This window comes from Amycolatopsis ultiminotia (assembly GCF_039536925.1).
Classification (GTDB): Bacteria; Actinomycetota; Actinomycetes; order Mycobacteriales; family Pseudonocardiaceae; genus Amycolatopsis; species Amycolatopsis ultiminotia.
This window is the reverse complement of the sequence record NZ_BAAAZN010000001.1, coordinates 508,631-527,170: the sequence shown is the minus strand read 5'-3', so window position 1 is coordinate 527,170 and position 18,540 is coordinate 508,631. Positions and strand designations below refer to the sequence as shown.

Below are 18,540 nucleotides of genomic sequence, written 5' to 3'. Positions count from 1 at the left end.
AACGGGCCCGCGGGCACCGAGCTCGTCACCGTCATCGGGGCAGGATATTTCGCGCGGCCACCGCAACGCAGGAGAAAACTCAGGATTCCCCGTCCGGATCTCCGGGGTACCCGTCCGCGGAAAGCAGTTCTGCGGCGCCGCCCTCGAGCGCGGTGGCCATCTCGATCGAACGGGGCAGCATCGTCTTCTCATACGTGCGGATGGCGTCCTCGACCGTGGCCCCGTCCACGAGGGCGAGAGCGAGATCGCTCGCGTCGAGCATCGCCAGGTTGACGCCCACCCCGAGCGGCGGCATCAGGTGCGCGGCGTCGCCGAGGAGCGTCACGGTCGGATTGTGGTCCCAGGTGTGCGGCACCGGGAGTGCGAAGATCGGGCGGTCGACGTACGGTCCGTCGTTCTCGGTGATCACCCGCAGCAGCGCCGGCGACCAGCGCGCGTACTCGCGCAGCAGCACCGAGCGGATGCCTTCGGTGTCTTCGGGGCGTAGGTCGTTCCGGCCGATCCAGTCGACCGGGACCTGCTGGATGAGGTAGACGCGGATGTGGTCGCCACTGTTGCGCTGGGCGAACATGCCGCGTTCGCCGTCCGCAGCGACGGCGCTGCCCTGGCCGACCAGCTCGGCGAGCTCGGGGTGCCGGTTCCCGGAGTCGAAGAACCACGCCTCCAGAACGCTTACCCCGGAGTACTCGGGGACGGCGGCCGAAATCGCCCGGCGGACCGGGGAGTACGCGCCGTCGGCGCCGATCACCAGATCGGCGGTGGCGGTCGTGCCGTCGGCGAAGTGCAGCCGGCGCGGTCCGTCGGCGGGTCCGGCGACCCGCTCGAGTGCGTGCCCCCACCGCACGGTTCCGGGTTCGACCGAACGCAGCAATAGGTCGCGCAGCTGACCGCGGTCGATTTCCGGTTTGAAGAGATCGCCTGCCTCGGGGACGTGGTGGTACCTGATCTCGCCGGTCAGATCGAGTCCGCGCATCTCCTGCCCCTCCGGACGGGACAGCTCGAAGAACTCGGCGAGCAGGCCTGCCGCACGCAGGGCGAGCTGGCCGTTGTCCGCGTGCAGGTCGAGCGTGCCGCCCTGGTTGCGCACTTCCGGACCCGGATCGCGGTCGTGCACGGTCACCGCGATGCCGTTCCGCTGCAGGATGCGGGCGCAGGTCAGGCCTCCGGGGCCGGCGCCGATGATGCTGATCCGGGCCTGCGTGGGTGCCGGTGAAGTCATGGCCCGCTCCTTCCGTCTCGGATGTGCTGCGACCAGAAAAGCAGACTCGGTTCAAAAGTGCAACGAGTAAACTTTTCAACTGATGCCACCATCGGGTAGGCTCGGGCCATGACCCAGCCCCCCGTCGGCCGTCGTGCCCGCAAGAAGGCGGCCACCCGGCAAGCCATCGCCGACGCCGCACTGGAGCTCTTCGTGGAACGCGGTTACGACCAGGTGAGCATCCGGGACATCGCCGATGCGGCCGATGTGTCGACCACGACCGTGTTCAAGCACTTCAGCGGCAAGGAAGCGCTGGTGTTCGACGAGGACGAGGACCAGGAGTCCGCGCTCGTCGCCGCGGTGCGGGAACGCCCCGCCGGGCAGAGCGTGCCGGATGCCCTCCGGCAGCACGTCTTCGCCGCCTGGCTGCCGGTCGTGGACCATCCGCAGACCGCGGCGTTCATCGGGCTGATCGAGGCCACCCCGGCACTGCGCTCGTACGCCGACCGCATGTGGACCCGGCACGGCACCGCGCTCGGCGCCGCCATCGCCGGCGAGATCGGCGTGCCCGAGGACGATCCCGCCTGCCAGGCACTGGCCCGGTTCGTCCTGGAGGTCCCTTCGCTGGCCCGCGGGCGAGCGGACCGCGAATCCACCTTCGACGCGATCTTCGACCTGCTCGCACACGGCTGGGACGCGATCGGGAAGTAAGTCCGGGCGCACTGCCCGGCCCGCCCGGCCCGCAACGGGATTCACCGGCCACGGCCCGCGGGTCAGTCCGCCGGGGTCAGGACCGCCCGCAGGGCCGCCGCTTCGGCGTTGACCAGGTCGCGGATCTTGCCCGCGCCGAGTACGCCGAGGACCGCACCGACCGGGCCGGTCATGGCGAAACTCAGCGCGACCGTGCACGAGCCGGCCCCGGCCGGCGCCACGACGTGGTCGGCGGCCTGCCGGACACCGCCACGGTCGCTGACCCAGCGGAAGCGCCGGCCCGGTTCGACGAGGTCGACCAGGTAGCGGACGCGGGACCGGCCGGGCTGCTTGATCAGCACCACGGCGCCCGGAAACGGCCGGTCCGACTCGGTCTCGATCGATTCGACCGTCGGCGTCCACGCCGGCCACGACGGCAGCGCCGAGAGCACCTCCCACGCACGGCCCGCCTCGACCGGCAGCGGTATCTCGACCCGGTACTCCATCGCACCCCTCCCGTCTCCGATCCGGCCAGTATGCAACGGATCCCGCGGCCGGCACGCTCTCTTCCCGGACCTCACGGGCAGCCGTGTCCGCCGAGCAGTTCCTGGCCCCGCTGGTCAGTGACACTGGTAGCGAGCCGGGAGTGATCTCCGACGTTCCGAGAACGGTTTGTTGCCGACTGACCACTATCGGCGCAAGGCCAGATGACCACGGTGTGTCAGGGGAGGCTCACCGTGGCACGGCAGGAGCACGCGTCGAACGCCGTCACCCTCGACCGGCACGCCATGACCACCGAACTCGGGAACCTTCGAAACCTGGAGCGGCGCATCCAGGAGTCGTGTTCCTGCGGCGATAACACTCGGAGCTCGCCGGTCGGTATTCAGTTTGTGCACCGATGGAAACGCGGGCTGGACAGTGTGTGCGCCACGCAGGGACGCGGCTTCTTCGCGGACAACGCGGCGCTCGAAGCCGACATGCGCAGACAATGCCCACCGAGTATGGCCAGATGCCCGACGCGCAGGGTGATTTCTCCGTCGGAAATCCTGCTACCGCAACAGATCGACCCGGATCAAGTGCCGGGCACGGCACATTCCGGCCGCACTCTTCCGGCCCGGGGAGTTCGGGGCGGGGCGGGCGCGACCGGCGCCGCGGCTCGAACAGCATGCCGATGGGTGCCGCGGGCGGGAAGGACAACAATGAGCAGGACAAGGAGAAGAAGTCCGCCCCTCACTTGCCGGAACCGGACCCGAAGGGCCTGTTCGGGTCTGTTGGGCATCTCCATGGCCGGCGAGGAGTGTTACCGCATCTCCAGTCGGCGCGACGGACACCGGTCGGCTTCGCTGGCTACCGGGACCGGACGTTCCGGGTTTCTGATCACAGTGGACGGTGACCAGGTGACGCCGGCGCGGATTCCGGCCGGCCGCTTGTGCCGGGCGGCGGCGGGAACCCTCCCTGACGGCCAGCCGGTATCGGCGAGACCCGGTCCTCCGGTCGGAGCATCGGGCAGGATCGGCATCCGGGTCCTAGCACCTGGACATGACCACCGACTACACCGTGCCGGATGCGGCGGAGCAGGTACGCACGTTGATGGCTGCGCCACGCAGTGCGGTCCACCAATTCTACGTGGCCAGTCGCGCGAATGGCATGCGCTCGTCCAGCCATCCACTGTCCGTCGTGGACACGGTCGGCCGCGGGCGATTGCTGACGTTGCGGCAAAACGGCCGGTGAAGACACCATCTCGTGTGGTCCGGGAAGCCGTCGGCACGATCAGCCCCAGCTTCGGGCCGGGCCATCGCGACTGCCGTCATGGTGCAGCGGCAGGGCGGCTGAGTCCCCGCCGAAGCCGGCCGTCGGTAAGGTTCACACGGCGGGATCGGGCGGGGACGTCGTCGCGAAGACCTCGGCCACCGTGGCGACGATCGCGCGGACCTGGGGTTGGCAGGCCAGCCAGGTCGGCAGGGCGAAACCGGGGTCGGTGAGCGGCAGCCAGGGCCAGCCGGGAAGCAGCCGCTGCGCGCTCGGGCGGGTCAGCAGTGCGGCCACGGCGTCGCTCGCCGTGACGCACGCGAGCGCGTTCTCGACGAACCGCGCGAACACCCACTCCGGGTGCACGCCGAGTGCCTCCGCAGCGCTGAGGACCCGATCGTGTTCCGCGGTCACCTGCTCACGGCTGTGCGCGAGGATCCGCAGCCCGTCGAGGTCGGCGAGCCGGCATCGACGTCGGCGGGCCAATGGCCGGCCGGGCCGTACCGCGATGCCGAACGGCTGCTCGTAGAGCAATCGCGCGGTCACCGGCGCCGCCGGTCGCTGGTGGGTGAGGGCGAGGTCGAGATGGCCCTCGCGCAGCATCCGCACCTGGTCGGTGCTGCTGGCATCGGTCAACGTGGCCGCCGCTTCGGGCACCCGGACGCGCAGCGCGTCGAGTACCTGGTCCAGCCACGGTGCGGGGGCACCCGGCGGCAGGCCGATGCGGACGACCTCCCTGGCCGGGCCGGCCGAGCGGGCGACCTCCCCGGTGGCGTCGGCCAACCTGAGCACGAGCACGGCGTGCTCGTGCAGTGCCAGCGCGGCCGGCGTCGGGCTGACCCCGCTGGGCACGCGTTCGAACAGGGGCACCTTCACGTGGCGCTCGAGCTGATGGAGCTGGCGGGTGAGAGCCGGCTGCGAGATGCGCAAGTGTTCGGCCGCGCGGGAGATCGAGCGGTGTTCGAAGATCGCGACGAAGTAGCGCAGCTGCCGTAGCTCCATGAGGCCATACCTTTGCGTTATGTCCTGGTTGCCCAGATGATATTGGCATTGTCCGCGGTCCCCGTCGTGTACTGGCTGCACGCGAGGAAGGGCGGGCGATGGGCAAGTCGTACGACGTCGTAGTCATCGGCGGTGGCGCGGGTGGTATCGGTGCGGCGGTCGGCGCCGTACAGAGCGGGGCCCGCGCACTTCTGGTGGAGCAGTACCCGTTTCTCGGCGGGGCGGCCACGATCAGTTCGGTGCTGACCTACTGCGGCTTCTTCGATCAGCGAGGCGAACGAGTGGTCTCCGGGGTCGGCGAACAGGTGCTGCGGCAGGTGCGCAACCTCGGTGGGTACGAGGAAAAGACGATGAGCTGGACGGGCAACCGCATCGTCCTGCTCGACACCGAGGCGACCAAGCTGGCGTGCGATACGGTCACTGCGGCCGCGGGGGTCGACGTCCTCCTGCACACCACGCTGATCGGCGCACGTCGCGAAGACGGCCGGGTGACCGAAGTCGAACTGCACCACCGCGGCGGTCGCGAGAACGTGACCGCGCCGGCTTTCGTGGACGCCAGCGGCGACGGCGCGCTCCTGGCGGCGGCAGGTGCCGGTGTGCGCGTGGATCCGGTCGAACGGCGGCAGACCAGCACACTGGTCTGCCGATTCGGCGGAGTCGGCCGGGACGCCGACCTCTCCCGCGACGGATTGCGGACGGCGATCGCCGCCTACCACCACAGCACCGGAGTGGCACTCGCCCGTGACTACGGCATCGCGGTGCATCTGCCGCTCACCGGAGAGGTCATCGCGCTGCTGGTGGACGAACAGGCCGACGTGCTCGACGCCGCCGCGTTCAGCCGCGACGAGGCCAGTGCCCGCCGCCAGGCCTGGCGCTATCTGGACGCGCTGCGCAAGCACCTGCCCGGCTGGTCCGGCGCTTACCTGATCGAGACCGGCCCCCAGCTGGGCATCCGGGAAAGCCGGCATCTCCTCGGCAGGCAGCCGCTCACCGCGTCCGACGTACTCGACGCACGCAAGCGGCCGGCGGATTCGATCGCCCGGTGTGGCTGGCCGATCGAGGATCACGCGGGTCCCGGCGTCACCCGCTACACCGAACTGGCCGGGCGCGGCTGGTACGACGTGCCCTACGACGCGATCTGCTCGGCCGACACCGGCAATCTCTGGGGAGTGGGCCGTCTCACCAGCGCCGACGCCCAGGCCTACGCCTCCGTACGGGTCATGGGCCCGGCCTTCGCCACCGGGCACGCAGCCGGCGTCGCGGCCGCGCAGTACGCCGACGGGACGCCGCACCAGGTGGCCACCGTGCGCGCGGAGCTCCTGCGCCAGGACGCGATCGTCTGACCCCTTCTCCTCGCGATCGGAGCCTCAACGATGAGTTCCACAGCACCCACTCCCTACCGCTGGGTCGTCCTGCTGTTGTGCTGGGCCGGCTTCACGATGACCTCGGTGGACCGTTCGACCTGGGGACCGGCCTCCGCCGCGGTGCGCGATTCCCTGCAGGTTCCCCTTGCCGCGCTCGGAATCTTCGCGACCTGCTACTACATCGGCTACGTCGTGTCGAACGCGGCAGGCGGGTTCCTGACGGACTGGCTCGGCAGCCGGGTGGTGCTCGGTACCAGCATGCTCGCGGCCGGCGCGCTGATGATCGTGTTCGGCTCGACCACCTCGATCCCGCTCGGCCTGACCGTGCAGGGCCTGGTCGGTCTCTTCGCCGGCGTCGAGTTCTCCGCCGGGATGAAGCTCATCACGACCTGGCTCCCGGAACGGGAACTCGGCAGGGCGAGCGGGATCTTCATGACGGCGACCTCACTGGGCACCGTCATCGCCAACGCGGTCGTGCCGGCCCTGATCGAGCACGCCGACTGGCACACCTCCTACCGCCTGTTCGGCGGCGTAACGGTGGTTCTCGGTGTCCTGTGCGCGATCTTCCTTCGCAACGGCGCGGTCCGGACGGACCACACGAGACGTGCACTGCCCGACATCCGGCCGCTGCTGCGCAACCGGGATCTGCTGCTGCTCGGTCTCGCCGGCTTCGGCGGGCTCTGGGGGACCTACGGCTTCGTCACCTGGTCCAACACCCTGATGATCAAAGGTAGCCACATCTCCCCGGTCGACGCCGGAATCGTGGTCGTGATCTTCGCCGGCGTCGCGGTCGCCGTGAAGCCGGTGGTCGGCTGGCTCACCGACCGGCTCCGGCTCGGCATGCGGCTGCCGATCATGGTGGTCCTGGTCCTGTTCACCGCCACCCTGCTGGTGTTCGGCGCGCTGCGCAGCTACGGCGCCTTCCTCGCGGTCGCACCGGTACTCGGGATCGCCGCCTACGCCTACAGTCCGCTCACCGCGGCGATGATTCCCCAGCTCGTCGGCGGCAGGCTCGCCGGCTCGGCGGCAGGAGCGGTCAACGCCGTCTGGCAGCTGGGCAGCGTCCTGGTACCGGTCGCGGTCGGCCCGGTCTTCCGCGCTTCGGGCTCTTTCTACGCCGCTTTCGCCATGCTCGCCATCGGTCCGCTGCTCGGCGCCGTCGCACTCCTCGGCGTACCGGATGATCGTCCACATCGGACTTCCGGCGCCCGGGACACCGATGGCCGTCTCGCCGCAGCGGCCACTTCGAGGGGTGGGCCGCCCACCGCCTGACCGCCGTACCACGACCAGGACCGGACCTCAGTGCGGCGTTTTGCGGCCCACGAGGTGGAAGATGCGGCTGAGCCTGCGGTAGGGATCCCGCCGTCCGGCCTCGAGCTCGACCGCGGCGATCTTGGCGGCGTCCCCCGGGTCCAGTGCCACGCCACCGAGGTCGAGCCAGTCGACGAAATGCCAGACGCCGTACCAATCCAGTGGCTCGACACCCCGCTTCCGCAGCTGCTCGCCGAGTTCTTCCACGGTGTCCGCGCGAGTCGGCAAGCCCAGCACGCCGATCTCGCTCCGGGCGTCGAAGGCGGCGAGCGCGTCCTCCCACCGCTGCTGCAGTGCCGGACGCACTGCTGCCGCAGTGGCGTTGCCCGCCATGATCGAGACCACGCCGCCGTCCGCGGCACACCGGCACAGCTGGTCGAGCACCGGCTCCGGCTCGTCCAGATAGCCGAGCACACCGTGGCACAGCACCGCGGCGAACCGCCGTCCGCCCACCGCCTCGTCGGCGTGCGCACCGTCGGCCGCGACGAAACCGACCCGCTGCCGGACCTCCGCGGGAAGCCGCGCCAGCCGTTGTTTCGCCTTGTCCAGCATGCCCTGCGACGGATCGAGCAGGGTCACGTCGTAACCGGCCTCAGCGAGCGGAAACGACTGGTGCCCGGCTCCGCCGCCGACGTCGAGCACCCCCGCCGGCGGAGCAGGCAGGTGCGCGAGCAACTGGTGGTGGATCACGTGGGTACGCACGTACCCCTTGGCCGAGGCATACGCCCCATCGGCAAACTGGTCAGCCAGCCCGGCCCAGGTGTCCTGCCCCATCCGGCCACGCTAGCAGCACTCCGGCGCCGGTTCAGGCGTCCGGGGAACGCCTCCCACGCGCACCTGCGTACCGCTGGGCCCACTCGTCGAGTACGGCGAAGTCCGGTTCGGCAACACCGGTCCGGGAGTCGACGTGGTAGAGGAGTGCCGGTCCCCGATGATGCGCTGACACCCATGCCCGATCGAGTTCGGTGATCTCGTCATCGACCCAGATGAACGGGCGCCCGGCCGCCGTCTCGACCAGGGCTTGCGTCTTCCAATGCAGCACGCCTGCCTCGTCCTGCTGCGGGGCGTCCGGAAGGCAGGCCACCGGCAACTCCGGCAGTCCGAGCAACGGGGCGATCACCTCGTTGGCGTCCTGCATCCACGCGGTGGCCCACATGAGGTCACAGCCCAGCTCCGACAACAGCTGACCGTGCCCGAGGACGAGCTGTGCCAGCTGTGGATTCGCCGGGTTCTGCCAGTCGTCCCACTCTTGAGCGGTTGACGGGCGCTGCGCTGCGCCGTACGGCAGAAGCGTGCCGTCTACATCGAGGAACAGCAGAGGTCGTTCGGCCCGATCCGGCACGGCCGCACCCTATCGGCTTCCGCCGGTGCCTGCGTGCCTGCGGACGAACCACGGTTTCGGTCTCCCCCACGGCGGACGAGCACCGTCTTTGCCGCCAGCGGAATGATTACCTGCCGATTCGTGCATTGTTCGCCCCTGCCCTGCCGGTGCAGGCTCGGCGGGTCCGCACGCAGCGGGCATTCCGAATCGAGAGGGAGTCATGAGCGAAACGAACCGGGCCGCGCGGGCGGGCGATCTGCTTGCCGTGGTCAGCCAGAGCGGGCCCACGGTGTCGTTCTTCGACGCTGCGTCCGACCGGCTCCTCGGCACCGTCGAAACCCTGGCCGAACCGCACGAACTCTGCTTCGATCCGGTGCACCGCCTGCTGTGGTGCACGAACGCCTACTACTCCGGCTATTACCACGCGAACTCCGGCCGGCGGAGCGAACTGACCGTGCTCGACCCGGACACCCGGCAGATCGTGGCAGTCGTCGACCTCGCTCCCGAGCACGGCCCGCACGGCCTCTCGCTCGACGCACAGCGGGGCCGGATGTACGTGAGCGTCGAGGGTTCCGCCGAGCGCACCGGCGGTGTGGTGGTCCTCGACACCGCCACGCGACGGCCGATCGGGCGGATCGACACCGGCGCAGACGGGCCGCACTGGTTCGTCGCCGCACCGGACGGCACGATCGGGTACGCGAGCAACAAGGAAGCGCCGTTCGTGTCCGTTGTGGACCTGCTCGACGGCACGCTCCTCGACCGCGTCGAAGTGCCCGGCAGCGAAGGACTTGCCGTGTCCGAGGACGGTTCGCGGGTCTACGTCGCGGGCCCGTACGCCTCGATCGGCGGCGCGAAACCGTCGGCCGCCTCGGGCATCCGGGTGATCGACACGAAGCTCCGGTCCGTCGTCGAGGTGCTGCCGACGGAGAACGTGGTGGTGCCGGTGCACCTGACCAGCACCGGGAAGCTGCTGGCAGGCCAGGTGCGCACCGGACCCGGCGACGGGCTGGGACGCCAGGATCCGGGGCTGCTCACCGTCTTCTCGGCCGCGGACCACACCGAGCTGGGCCGGGTCGAGGTCGGCCGGTGCCCGCTCACCATCACCTCCTCCGCCGACGGACGGCTCGGCTACGTGTCCGGCGTGCTCGATTCCACAGTGGACGTCATCGAGCTGGATTCGCTGACCAGGCTGGCCCGGCTGGAGATCCCGCGGCGCGGCGAGCCCGGTGCGCACGGCCTCGCCTACCTCCCGAGGGCCCGCTCCTGACCGAAGCTGCCGGGCCCGGACCGCCCCGTCCGGGTCAGGCGCTGACCGGGCTCACCGCCTCCCCCATCCAGCGCGCGTACGAGGTGGTCCTGGCGTCGGTGCCCGGTTGCCCCATCACCTGGAAGCCGAACGGCAGGCCGCCGACCGCCATCAGCGGGACGTTGACCGCCGGTGCCCCCAGCAGCGAGCTCGGGAAGTTGAAGGCCGGGTCCCCGGTCGGCCAGCGTTGCGGCGTCCGACCGGGCTGATCGCCCCGCCATTCCGGCGCCGGACCGGTCGAGGTCGGGGCGATGACCGCGTCCACCCGCGGTCCCAGCAGGGCGTAGGCGGCCTTCACCGCGGCACGGCTGCGCAGAGCTTCCTCGTAGGCCTCCGCACCCAGTTTCTCCGCGGCTTCGATGAAGAACCGCTTGCCGCGGGCGCTGACCCGGCCGGGATTGTCGGCGACGATGTCGCGGAAGGCCCAGTAGTGTTCCCAGGCCAGAATCGCGCTGCCGAGATCGGCCGAGCCCACCAGCGACCGTTCGAATCGTTCCAGCACGGCGTCGTCACTCCGCCGCAGCACCGTCACCCCGCTCGCTTCGAGCTGTCCGAGGACCTGCTCGAACACGCCACGGCTGAGCTCGTCCAGCCGGCCCCAGCCTTCGGTCTCCAGCACCGCCACCGTGCCCGGCTGGCGGGGCGAAGGCGGGGTGGCCGGGCCGGACAACGCGGGGTGACCGGGGTCCCCGCCCGCACGCGAGGCGATCGCCATCGCGATCAGCCACATGTCCTCGGGGCAGCCGGCCAGCACGCCGTGCGCGGTCATGCTCGCGGTCTGGCGTTCCCCGCGGTTGATCGCGCCCTGTGACGGTTTGAGACCCCAGTTGCCGTTGAAGCTGGCCGGCCGCATGAGGGAGCCGCCGGTCTGGGTGGCGATCGCGGCGGGCACCATCCGTGCCCCGACCGCGGCGCCGGAGCCGGACGAGGAACCGCCGGGCGTGCGCGCGGGATCGAACGGGTTCGTCGTCGGGCCGGGTTCCGGACCGCCCAGTTCCGTGGTCGTCGTTTTGCCGAGGACGACCGCACCCGCCTGGCGCAGCGCCCAGACCGCGGCGTTGTCCCGCCGGGGGAAGTTGTCCGCGAAGGCCGCGCAGCCCATCCGGGTCGGCATGTCCCTGGTTTCGAGCAGGTCCTTGATGCCGATCGGGAGACCGTCCACAGGGGACAGCGGTGCACCCCGTCGCCACCGGCGGGTGCTGGCATCGGCCTGCTCGCGTGCCCCGGCCTCGTTGAGCACGACCCACGCCCGCACGACGGGCTCTCGTTCGGCGATCGTGGCCAGGCACCGTTCGAGGTAGTCGCGCGGGGAATCACCGCCGTCCCGGAAATTCCGGGCCGCGGTGTGGAAGCGCAGCCCCTCGAAGGTCGCCGGATCGTACTCGGTCGCGTTGACGGCAGTCACGGGATTCTCCTTGTCGATAAGCAGTTTTCCGGTCCGGGCGAGCGGAAGGGCGGCCGCCGGGCACGAGCGGAACCGGCATCCGCGGGTCGTTCGGGCGCCCGCGGATCCACCCGGGACGGCGTGCGCCACCGTACTATAATCCGGAACGGCGTGCTGTAAACTGGCACATGAGGAACGATGGCCGCCGCCGTTTGACGGCCCCCGGTTGGCAGCCTATCGTTCCGAAGGTTGATACACCGTTCTCTACTATGGAACGAGGAACAATGTCCACACCGAGCGACACGGAAACCGAGCGCACCGTGGACCGTGCCGGGGGAACGTCGGTCCGCTACACGGTGCGCGGTCCCGCGACCGGCCGGACCTGGGTCTTCGTGCACGGCTGGGGCGGCAGGCGCACCGACTTCGCCGAGCTGGCGTCCTTCCTGCCCGGCGAACACCGGGTGATCGCGGTGGACCTGGCCGGGCACGGCGACTCCCGTTCGGCCCGCGAGTCCTGGACCATGGCGGAGTTCGCCCGCGACGTCGCGGCGGTGACCGATGCGGAGGACGTCGGCGAGTGCGTGGTGGCCGGGCATTCACTGGGCGGCGCGGTGGCCGTCGAATTCGCCCGGCTGCGGCCCGGCGCCGTCACGCAGGTGATCGGGATCGACTCGTACCACTACCTTTCGATCTACCCGGCGATCGAGGAGAGCGCGGCTCGGCAGCTGCTCGAGGGGTTCGAGACCGACTTCCCCTCCGCGGTGCGGGGGCTGGTCGAGATGGGCTCGGTCCCCGGCACGGATCCCCGCGTCGGGGAGCAGGTCTTCGAGAAGATGTCGAGCATCCCCCCGTCCGTGGGGGTCAAGGCGCTCGAGGGGTTGCTGCGCTGGGACATGGACGAGGCGCTCGCCGCCGTGGCCCAGCCGGTCACGACGCTCGCCGTGCGCAGTCTGCTCGACCCGGCCGCAGTGCAGCGCTACCGCGATCGGATCACCTTCGTCACGCACGACCTGGGCAGTCACAACTTCCTGATCGAGCGGCCCGAGGAGACCGCCGGGCTCCTGCTGGACGCGTTGCTCACCTGACCGAGTCCTTTTCCGGACGGAGACACCACTGATGACGACGGGCACCACCCCCTGGACCGCACTCCGGCTCCGGGAGGTGCCGATACCCAACCGCGTCTGGCTTTCCCCGATGTGCCAGTACTCCGCCGACGAATCCGGCGCACCGACCGACTGGCATCTCGCGCACTACGGCGCCCGCGCGGCCGGTGGCGTCGGGATGGTGCTGGTCGAGTGCACCGCGGTCGCCGCCGACCTGCGCACCACGACCGCGGATCTCGGGCTCTACACCGAGGACCAGGTGCGCGGCCACCGTCGGCTCGCGGCGGCGATCAAGTCGATCGGATCGATACCGGCAGTTCAGCTGGGCGCCGCGGGGCGCAAGAGCTCGCACGGTATTCCGTGGGACAACGCGGGGACGCGGCACGCCGTGCCACCGCACGAAGGCGGGTGGCAGCCGCTCGCCCCCTCGCCGATTCCCTTCGCCGGTCTCACCGTCCCGACCGAGATGTCCACTGAGGACGGCACGCGGGTACTGGAGGATCTCCGGCGAGCCGCCCGCAACGCCCATCGCGCGGGATACGAGGTCATCGAACTGCACGGGGCGAACGGGTATCTGCTCCACGAGTTCCTTTCCCCGCTCACCAATCACCGTACCGACGAATGGGGCGGAGACCGGCAGCGGCGCATGCGGTTCCCGCTGCAGATGGTGCAGGCACTGCGGGAGGGCTGGCCGCAGGACCGGCCGCTGCTGCTGCGGCTGCCTGCCGAAGACCTGATCGAAGGCGGGCTCACCACGGAGGACATGACCGCCGTGGCGGCCAGGATGGGGGCCGCGGGAGTCGATCTGATCGATCTGTCCTCCGGCGCGCTTTCCCCGGACGCCCGCCGCGTCGCCGAGCCGCTGCACAACGCCCGCTACGGCCCGGCGTTTCGCGCGGCAGGGGTCCTCGTGGCCGCGTCCGGCCTGGTCTCCGAGGCCGGCCGGCTCGACGAGGCGGTCCCGGGACTGGTCGACGCGGTGCTGGTCGGCCGGGCGCTGCTGCGCGACCCGTACTGGGCGCTGCGCGCACGGAATGCCGAGCCGCTCGAATCGTGGCCGAAGCAGTACCACCGCGCATTCTGAGCCGCGCCAGTCAGGCGGCCGAAACGAGCCTGCCGATCTCCGCCGCGGACTCGACGACGAGCCGCGCCAGCTCGCCCTCCTGCGCGGGGTCGAAGCGCATTTCCGGGATGGACAACGTGATCGCGGCGACGGGCCGTCCCGCCGAGGTGGTGACGGCCGCGCCGATCGAGGTGACGTGCGGGCGGTACCACGCGGACATGTTCAGCGCGTACCCGCGCTCGGCGGTCCTGGCGATCGCGGTCCGCAGTTCCGCGGCGCTCGGCAGCGGCTCCGGGAAATCCCGGACGTCCCGCTTGAGCACCTCACGGACCTCGTCCTCGCCGAGCGCCGCCATGATCGCGACCCCCGCCGAAGTGCCCCGCAGCGGCAGCCGCGAACCGACCTCGACGAACACCCGGACCGTGTGCTTGCTGTCCTCCCGCAGGATGATGATGACGTTGTCGCCGTCGCGCAGCCCGAAGTGCACCGTCTCGCCGGTTTCGGCGGACAAGCGCCGGATGACCGGCCGGGCGAGCTCGCGGAGGTCTTCCTCACCCGAACCGCGCAGCCCGATCGCCAGCGCCTTCATCGTCACGCCCCAGCGGCTGCGTTCGGTGTCCACGATGCGCAGCCAGCCCGCCTGCTGGAGCGTGACCAGGCAACGCTGCACCGAGCTCTTCGGAGTGCCCATCGACCGCGCGAGTTCCGACACGCCGATCGGCTGACGAGCCGCGACCTCCTCCAGGACCCGGAGGGTGCTCAGCACGCTGTTCATCGCGCTGCTGTTCGACTTGTCCGTCACGGTCACCTTGGCGCCTTCGCTTGCCGGTCGGACCAGGAGCCTACCAACCGGCGCGGGAAACCGTCCCGTATCGCGGCACGACCGGCCCGCCGTCGGCGCACCGGCACGGCCCCCTTCAGATGGTCCGTAATGGGAAACACCGTGCCATTATAAGGAACGTTCCTCGAGGACGCGGTGGACCCCGCGAATCATCCGGCCGGCTGGTCAGACCCGAGCCAGGATCGCCTGTGCGCGTGCCACGACCGGCCGATCGATCATCTCGCCGTGGAGAGTGGTCACCGAACCGTCTTCGGCGGCCGCGAGGACTGCGTGCGCCCACGCGATCTGCTCGTCGGCCGGGGTGAAGGCGGCGTTGCCGGGGGCGATCTGCCGGGGGTGCACGCAGAGCTTGCCGGTGAACCCGAGCCCGGCGGCGTGCCGGAGGTCGTCCGCGAGCACTGCCGGATCGTCGACCGCGGTGGTCACCCCGTCGATGGGCGCGCCGCAGCCGGCCGCCGCCGCGGCCAGCACGAGCGCGGATCGCGCATGGCACAACGCCTCGCGGGCACGGTGGTCGACGCCGAGCTGCAGGGCGAGGTCGACGCTGCCGAACGCCGGGCGCACCACCGCTTCGGCCGCGCAGACCTGCCGTGCCTGCGCGATTCCGACCGCGGTCTCGATCAGCGGGAGCACGGCCGTCCCGGCAGGCAGCGAACTCGCGAGTTCGGCGAGCGCCGCGGGATCTTCGGCCTTGGGCACCATGACCGCACGAGCACGGCCGGCCACGGCTTCGAGATCGGCCTCGTGCCACGGGGTGCCGGCGGCGTTGATCCGCACCACCGCCTCGTGCCCGGCCTCCAGCCAAGCGCGGACGTGCTCCCTGGCCACGGCCTTGTCGGCCGCGCCGACCGCATCTTCGAGATCGACGATGACCGCGTCGGCACCCGCCGCCAGTGCCTTGGCGAACCGGTCGGGCCGGTTGCCCGGCACGAAGAGGAACGTCCGCGCGCCCTCGAGAGTGGTCGTCATCGCGTCGCCTTCCGCAGTGCAAGGTCGAGGGTGCTCGTCATCGCGTCGCCCTCCGGAGGGTGCCGGTCGCGGTCTGGCGTCCATGGACGTCCCGGACCGCGGTCACCGTCTCCCCCTGCTCGCCGGTCGCCGAGCCGACCACCATGCCCTGGTGGTCGAACAGCGGGGCGACCAACCGGTAATCGAACGACGTGTGTTCGGAAACGCCGCCGCCGCGGGCCTTCTCGGCCATCACGATCGCCTGCAGCGGGCCGTGGGTGAGCAGTCCCGGATAGCCTTCCACGTCGCGGCAGTAGTCGCGGTCGTAGTGGATGCGGTGCGCGTTGTAGGTGAGTGCCGAGAACCGGAACAGCAGGACCGGCGAAACGTCCACGGCCCACTCCCCCGGCGCCACCGGAACCTGTTCCGCCGGGTCCGCGGGCTCCGGCTGCCGCGCCGGCATCGGCCGGTACACGATGTCCTGCTCCTCCTCGACGACCACCTGACGGCGCTGCTCGATCCGGTGCCCGACCACCACGAACGTCAGCGGACCGGACCGGCCGTGTTTTTCCTGCACGGACCGGACGCTGGTGCGCCGGATCGCCTCCTCGCCACAACGCAGCGTGCCCGCCAGCCGGACACGGCCGCCCGCCCACATGCGCCGTCGCCCCGGCTCCGGCGGCGCGGGCACGGTACCGCGGATCGGGTGCCCGTCACGGCCGAGATCCGCCTGGGCCGGGCGGTCCAGCAGGTACAGCCAGTGCCACAGCAACGGCAGCCCGGCACCGCCGTCCAGGTCCGGCACCGGCACCCCGAGCAGCGCGCCGAGGCCCTGCGCCGGGCCGGGAAGGAGGACTTCCCTGCGTTCCACGGTCTCGGTCACCGCCGGGCCTCCTCGTCGTCTTCTCCGCCGAACTCCCCGCGCAGCGCGGCGGTGTGCTCGCCGAGCGCGGGAACCGCACGCATCGGCGGTGCCCCGCGGTCCGCCTCGACCGGCGGGAGCAACGCCTGGATCGGCCCTCCCGGGGTTTCCACGGCACGCCAGCGATTCCGTGCCCGCAGCTGCGGATGGTCCACGAGTTCGCCGGGGGTGCGCAACTCGGCGTTGGCGATCCCGGCGCGTTCGAGCAGATCAACGGTGTGCCGGACGGTCGAGGCGGCGAAGGCCGACTCGAGCACCGCGGTGAGTTCCGCATCGTTCGCGACTCTGTCCACATTGGTCCGAAAGCGCGGATCGCCGGCCAGCTCCGGCCGGGCGAGCACGATCCGGCACAGCGCGGACCATTCGCGGTCGTTCTGCACACCGAGGAACACGGTCCCGTCACCGGCGCGAAAGGGACCGTACGGGGAGATCGAAGGGTGCTGCGCACCGGTTCGCCGGGCAGGTTCGCCTCCGTAGTGGGAGAAGATCGCCGGCTGGCTCATCCATTCGCCGAGCGCGTCGAGCATGGCCACGCTCAGCGTGGCCCCGCGCCCGGTGCGCTCGCGTTCGTACAGCGCGGTCAGGATGCCGCTGTAGGCGTACATGCCGGTGGCGATGTCGGCGACGGAAAACCCCGCCTTGGCCGGCGAATCGGGGGTGCCGGTGGCCAGGACGAGCCCGGCTTCGCATTGGACGAGCAGATCGTAGGCCTTCTTGGTCCGATAAGGACCGTCCGGGCCGTAGCCCGACACCGAGCAGTGGATCAGCTCCGGACGTACCGCACGAAGAGTGCCGGCGTCGAGACCGAGGCGCTCCGCGGCTCCCGGCGCGAGGTTCTGCACGAAGACGTCCGCGCGGGCGAGGAGTGCGTCGAGCAGCACGCGGTCCTCCGGGTCCTTGACGTCGAGCTCGGCGCTCTCCTTGCCGCGGTTGAGCCACACGAAGTAGCTGGACTGTCCGTGCACGGTGCGGTCGTAACCGCGGGCGAAGTCGCCGCTGCCCCGCCGTTCCACCTTGATCACGCGCGCACCGAGATCCGCGAGCTGGCGGGTGGCCAGCGGTGCGGCCACCGCCTGTTCGAGCGCGACAACCGTGATGCCTTCGAGCGGATGAGACATGCAGCCGTCCTCTTCAGATGCGGTGGCGCTTGATCAGCTGGCGGGCGATGACGTTGCGCTGGATTTCGTTGGTGCCTTCGCCGACGATCATCAGCGGCGCGTCGCGGAAGTAGCGTTCGACGTCGAACTCGGTCGAATAGCCGTAGCCACCGTGGATGCGAACTGCGTTGAGCGCGACCTCCATCGCCGTCTCCGAGGCGAACAGCTTCGCCATCCCCGCTTCCAGATCGGCGCGCTCGCCGGAGTCGTAGCGCCGCGCCGCGTGGTGCACGAGCTGCCGCGCCGCCTCCAGTTTGGTGGCCATGTCCGCCAGGTAGTTCCCGACCGACTGGTGCTGCCAGATCGGCCGTCCGAAACTTTCCCGCTCCTGCGCATAGCGCAGCGCGTCCTCCAGCGCCGCGCGGCCGACGCCGAGCGCCCGGCACGCGACCTGGATCCGGCCGATCTCCAGGCCCCGCATCATCTGCGCGAACCCGGCGCCCTCCTCGTCGCCGAGCAATGCCTCCGCCGGCACCCGGAAGTCGTCGAAGGACAGCTCACAGCTCTCGACGCCCTTGTAGCCGAGCTTCGGCAGATCACGGGAAACGTGGAAGCCTGGCCCCTTCTCGACCAGCAGGATGCTGACCCCGTGGTGCGCGGGAGTGGCGGCGGGATCGGTTTTGCACAGCAAGGCGACCAGCTGGGAACGACGGGCGTTGGTGATCCAGGTCTTCGAGCCGTTCACCACGAAGCCGTCACCGTCCCTGCGCGCCACCGTGCGCATCGCCTGCAGGTCGGAGCCGCCACCGGGTTCGGTCAGCGCCATGGTCGCCCGGATCTCGCCGGTCGCCATCCGGGGCAGGTACTCGTCCTTCTGCTGCTGCGTGCCGAACCCGACGAGCAGCTTCGCCACGACGGTGTGCCCGCCCATCGCACCGGCGAGGCTCATCCAGCCACGGGCGAGCTCCTCGGTCACCGCCGCGTAGCACTGCGCGGAGACCGCCGCCCCGCCCCACTGCTCCGGGACGGCGAGGCCGAAGATGCCCATTTCCTTCATCTGGCCGATGAGCTTCCCGGGATAGGTGTCGGTGTGGTCCAGCTCCCGCGCAACCGGCTTCACCTCGCGGTCGACGAACTCGCCCACCAGCGCGACGATCGCGTCCTCTTCTTCGGTGAGCCCGTCCATCGCGTGTTCTCCGATCCGCTGGGGATGATCCGGTCCGGTCATCATGAACCACCAT

General features: G+C 70.6%; 18 protein-coding genes. 7 read left to right on the top strand and 11 right to left on the bottom strand.

Annotation, left to right across the window (positions count from 1 at the left end):
• Positions 1 to 79: 79 nt before the first annotated feature.
• Positions 80 to 1,219, bottom strand: coding sequence for an FAD-dependent oxidoreductase (locus ABD793_RS02410; protein WP_344854758.1), 1,140 nt, complete (start codon positions 1,217 to 1,219; stop codon positions 80 to 82).
• Positions 1,220 to 1,327: 108 nt separating this feature from the next.
• Here ABD793_RS02410 and ABD793_RS02405 point away from each other — a divergent pair, with 108 nt between their 5' ends.
• Positions 1,328 to 1,909, top strand: coding sequence for a TetR/AcrR family transcriptional regulator (locus tag ABD793_RS02405; protein ID WP_344854756.1), 582 nt, complete (start codon positions 1,328 to 1,330; stop codon positions 1,907 to 1,909).
• 62 nt (positions 1,910 to 1,971) lie between these two features.
• On the opposite strand, the gene ABD793_RS02400 is transcribed toward ABD793_RS02405, so the two are convergent.
• Positions 1,972 to 2,394, bottom strand: a complete 423-nt coding sequence (locus ABD793_RS02400; protein ID WP_344854754.1) for an SRPBCC family protein — start codon at positions 2,392 to 2,394, stop codon at positions 1,972 to 1,974.
• A 1,033-nt stretch (positions 2,395 to 3,427) separates the two neighbouring features.
• Between ABD793_RS02400 and ABD793_RS02395 the strand changes: the two genes are divergently transcribed.
• On the top strand, positions 3,428 to 3,619 hold the full coding sequence (locus tag ABD793_RS02395; RefSeq protein ID WP_344854752.1) for an ESX secretion-associated protein EspG: 192 nt from the start codon (positions 3,428 to 3,430) through the stop codon (positions 3,617 to 3,619).
• A gap of 132 nt (positions 3,620 to 3,751) precedes the next feature.
• On the opposite strand, the gene ABD793_RS02390 is transcribed toward ABD793_RS02395, so the two are convergent.
• The gene (locus ABD793_RS02390; RefSeq protein ID WP_344854750.1) at positions 3,752 to 4,639 is read right to left on the bottom strand and encodes a LysR family transcriptional regulator; all 888 of its coding nucleotides are present in this window, start codon (positions 4,637 to 4,639) and stop codon (positions 3,752 to 3,754) included.
• Between the two features lie 98 nt (positions 4,640 to 4,737).
• Here ABD793_RS02390 and ABD793_RS02385 point away from each other — a divergent pair, with 98 nt between their 5' ends.
• Together ABD793_RS02385 and ABD793_RS02380 are read left to right on the top strand one after the other, a co-directional pair.
• Positions 4,738 to 5,982: an FAD-dependent oxidoreductase gene (locus ABD793_RS02385; RefSeq protein ID WP_344854748.1), complete on the top strand. Its 1,245-nt coding sequence runs from the start codon at positions 4,738 to 4,740 to the stop codon at positions 5,980 to 5,982.
• Positions 5,983 to 6,012: 30 nt separating this feature from the next.
• A complete protein-coding gene (locus ABD793_RS02380) occupies positions 6,013 to 7,275 on the top strand; it encodes an MFS transporter (protein ID WP_344854746.1) in 1,263 nt (420 codons plus the stop codon).
• A 27-nt stretch (positions 7,276 to 7,302) separates the two neighbouring features.
• Here ABD793_RS02380 and ABD793_RS02375 read toward each other — a convergent pair whose 3' ends face one another.
• Together ABD793_RS02375 and ABD793_RS02370 are read right to left on the bottom strand one after the other, a co-directional pair.
• Positions 7,303 to 8,088, bottom strand: coding sequence for a methyltransferase (locus ABD793_RS02375; protein ID WP_344854744.1), 786 nt, complete (start codon positions 8,086 to 8,088; stop codon positions 7,303 to 7,305).
• 31 nt (positions 8,089 to 8,119) lie between these two features.
• Entirely contained in the window at positions 8,120 to 8,656 is a 537-nt protein-coding gene (locus ABD793_RS02370) for an HAD domain-containing protein (RefSeq protein WP_344854742.1), read from the bottom strand.
• Between the two features lie 199 nt (positions 8,657 to 8,855).
• On the opposite strand from ABD793_RS02370, the gene ABD793_RS02365 reads away from it, so the two are divergent.
• Entirely contained in the window at positions 8,856 to 9,902 is a 1,047-nt protein-coding gene (locus tag ABD793_RS02365; RefSeq protein WP_344854740.1) for a YncE family protein, read from the top strand.
• Positions 9,903 to 9,936: 34 nt separating this feature from the next.
• On the opposite strand, the gene ABD793_RS02360 is transcribed toward ABD793_RS02365, so the two are convergent.
• Positions 9,937 to 11,346: an amidase gene (locus ABD793_RS02360; protein WP_344854738.1), complete on the bottom strand. Its 1,410-nt coding sequence runs from the start codon at positions 11,344 to 11,346 to the stop codon at positions 9,937 to 9,939.
• Between the two features lie 263 nt (positions 11,347 to 11,609).
• Here ABD793_RS02360 and ABD793_RS02355 point away from each other — a divergent pair, with 263 nt between their 5' ends.
• Both ABD793_RS02355 and ABD793_RS02350 read left to right on the top strand, forming a co-directional pair.
• Positions 11,610 to 12,410: an alpha/beta fold hydrolase gene (locus tag ABD793_RS02355; RefSeq protein ID WP_344854736.1), complete on the top strand. Its 801-nt coding sequence runs from the start codon at positions 11,610 to 11,612 to the stop codon at positions 12,408 to 12,410.
• A gap of 31 nt (positions 12,411 to 12,441) precedes the next feature.
• Positions 12,442 to 13,512: an oxidoreductase gene (locus tag ABD793_RS02350; protein WP_344854734.1), complete on the top strand. Its 1,071-nt coding sequence runs from the start codon at positions 12,442 to 12,444 to the stop codon at positions 13,510 to 13,512.
• A gap of 10 nt (positions 13,513 to 13,522) precedes the next feature.
• Here ABD793_RS02350 and ABD793_RS02345 read toward each other — a convergent pair whose 3' ends face one another.
• The 5 genes from ABD793_RS02345 to ABD793_RS02325 all read right to left on the bottom strand — a co-directional run bounded on the left by ABD793_RS02345 (position 13,523) and on the right by ABD793_RS02325 (position 18,485).
• Complete coding sequence (locus ABD793_RS02345; protein WP_344854732.1) at positions 13,523 to 14,299, bottom strand: IclR family transcriptional regulator; 777 nt, start codon at positions 14,297 to 14,299, stop codon at positions 13,523 to 13,525.
• A 198-nt stretch (positions 14,300 to 14,497) separates the two neighbouring features.
• Positions 14,498 to 15,301: an HpcH/HpaI aldolase/citrate lyase family protein gene (locus tag ABD793_RS02340; RefSeq protein ID WP_344854730.1), complete on the bottom strand. Its 804-nt coding sequence runs from the start codon at positions 15,299 to 15,301 to the stop codon at positions 14,498 to 14,500.
• Between the two features lie 37 nt (positions 15,302 to 15,338).
• Positions 15,339 to 16,163 (bottom strand): HTD2 family dehydratase, encoded by an 825-nt coding sequence (locus tag ABD793_RS02335; protein WP_344854728.1) that lies wholly within the window; start codon positions 16,161 to 16,163, stop codon positions 15,339 to 15,341.
• Positions 16,160 to 17,320 (bottom strand): CaiB/BaiF CoA transferase family protein, encoded by a 1,161-nt coding sequence (locus tag ABD793_RS02330; protein WP_344854726.1) that lies wholly within the window; start codon positions 17,318 to 17,320, stop codon positions 16,160 to 16,162. The genes ABD793_RS02335 and ABD793_RS02330 overlap by 4 nt, the downstream gene beginning before the upstream one ends.
• Before the next feature lie 13 nt (positions 17,321 to 17,333).
• Positions 17,334 to 18,485, bottom strand: a complete 1,152-nt coding sequence (locus ABD793_RS02325) for an acyl-CoA dehydrogenase family protein (RefSeq protein ID WP_344855760.1) — start codon at positions 18,483 to 18,485, stop codon at positions 17,334 to 17,336.
• Between the last annotated feature and the right edge of the window lie 55 nt (positions 18,486 to 18,540).

What these genes read in the sequence shown, in the direction of transcription:
- ABD793_RS02410 (WP_344854758.1), bottom strand. Translation starts at nt 1,219, where the DNA reads ATGACTTCACCGGCACCCACGCAGGCCCGGATCAGCATCATCGGCGCC.
- ABD793_RS02405 (WP_344854756.1), top strand. Translation starts at nt 1,328, where the DNA reads ATGACCCAGCCCCCCGTCGGCCGTCGTGCCCGCAAGAAGGCGGCCACC.
- ABD793_RS02400 (WP_344854754.1), bottom strand. Translation starts at nt 2,394, where the DNA reads ATGGAGTACCGGGTCGAGATACCGCTGCCGGTCGAGGCGGGCCGTGCG.
- ABD793_RS02395 (WP_344854752.1), top strand. Translation starts at nt 3,428, where the DNA reads ATGACCACCGACTACACCGTGCCGGATGCGGCGGAGCAGGTACGCACG.
- ABD793_RS02390 (WP_344854750.1), bottom strand. Translation starts at nt 4,639, where the DNA reads ATGGAGCTACGGCAGCTGCGCTACTTCGTCGCGATCTTCGAACACCGC.
- ABD793_RS02385 (WP_344854748.1), top strand. Translation starts at nt 4,738, where the DNA reads ATGGGCAAGTCGTACGACGTCGTAGTCATCGGCGGTGGCGCGGGTGGT.
- ABD793_RS02380 (WP_344854746.1), top strand. Translation starts at nt 6,013, where the DNA reads ATGAGTTCCACAGCACCCACTCCCTACCGCTGGGTCGTCCTGCTGTTG.
- ABD793_RS02375 (WP_344854744.1), bottom strand. Translation starts at nt 8,088, where the DNA reads ATGGGGCAGGACACCTGGGCCGGGCTGGCTGACCAGTTTGCCGATGGG.
- ABD793_RS02365 (WP_344854740.1), top strand. Translation starts at nt 8,856, where the DNA reads ATGAGCGAAACGAACCGGGCCGCGCGGGCGGGCGATCTGCTTGCCGTG.
- ABD793_RS02355 (WP_344854736.1), top strand. Translation starts at nt 11,610, where the DNA reads ATGTCCACACCGAGCGACACGGAAACCGAGCGCACCGTGGACCGTGCC.
- ABD793_RS02350 (WP_344854734.1), top strand. Translation starts at nt 12,442, where the DNA reads ATGACGACGGGCACCACCCCCTGGACCGCACTCCGGCTCCGGGAGGTG.
- ABD793_RS02340 (WP_344854730.1), bottom strand. Translation starts at nt 15,301, where the DNA reads ATGACGACCACTCTCGAGGGCGCGCGGACGTTCCTCTTCGTGCCGGGC.
- ABD793_RS02330 (WP_344854726.1), bottom strand. Translation starts at nt 17,320, where the DNA reads ATGTCTCATCCGCTCGAAGGCATCACGGTTGTCGCGCTCGAACAGGCG.
- ABD793_RS02325 (WP_344855760.1), bottom strand. Translation starts at nt 18,485, where the DNA reads ATGGACGGGCTCACCGAAGAAGAGGACGCGATCGTCGCGCTGGTGGGC.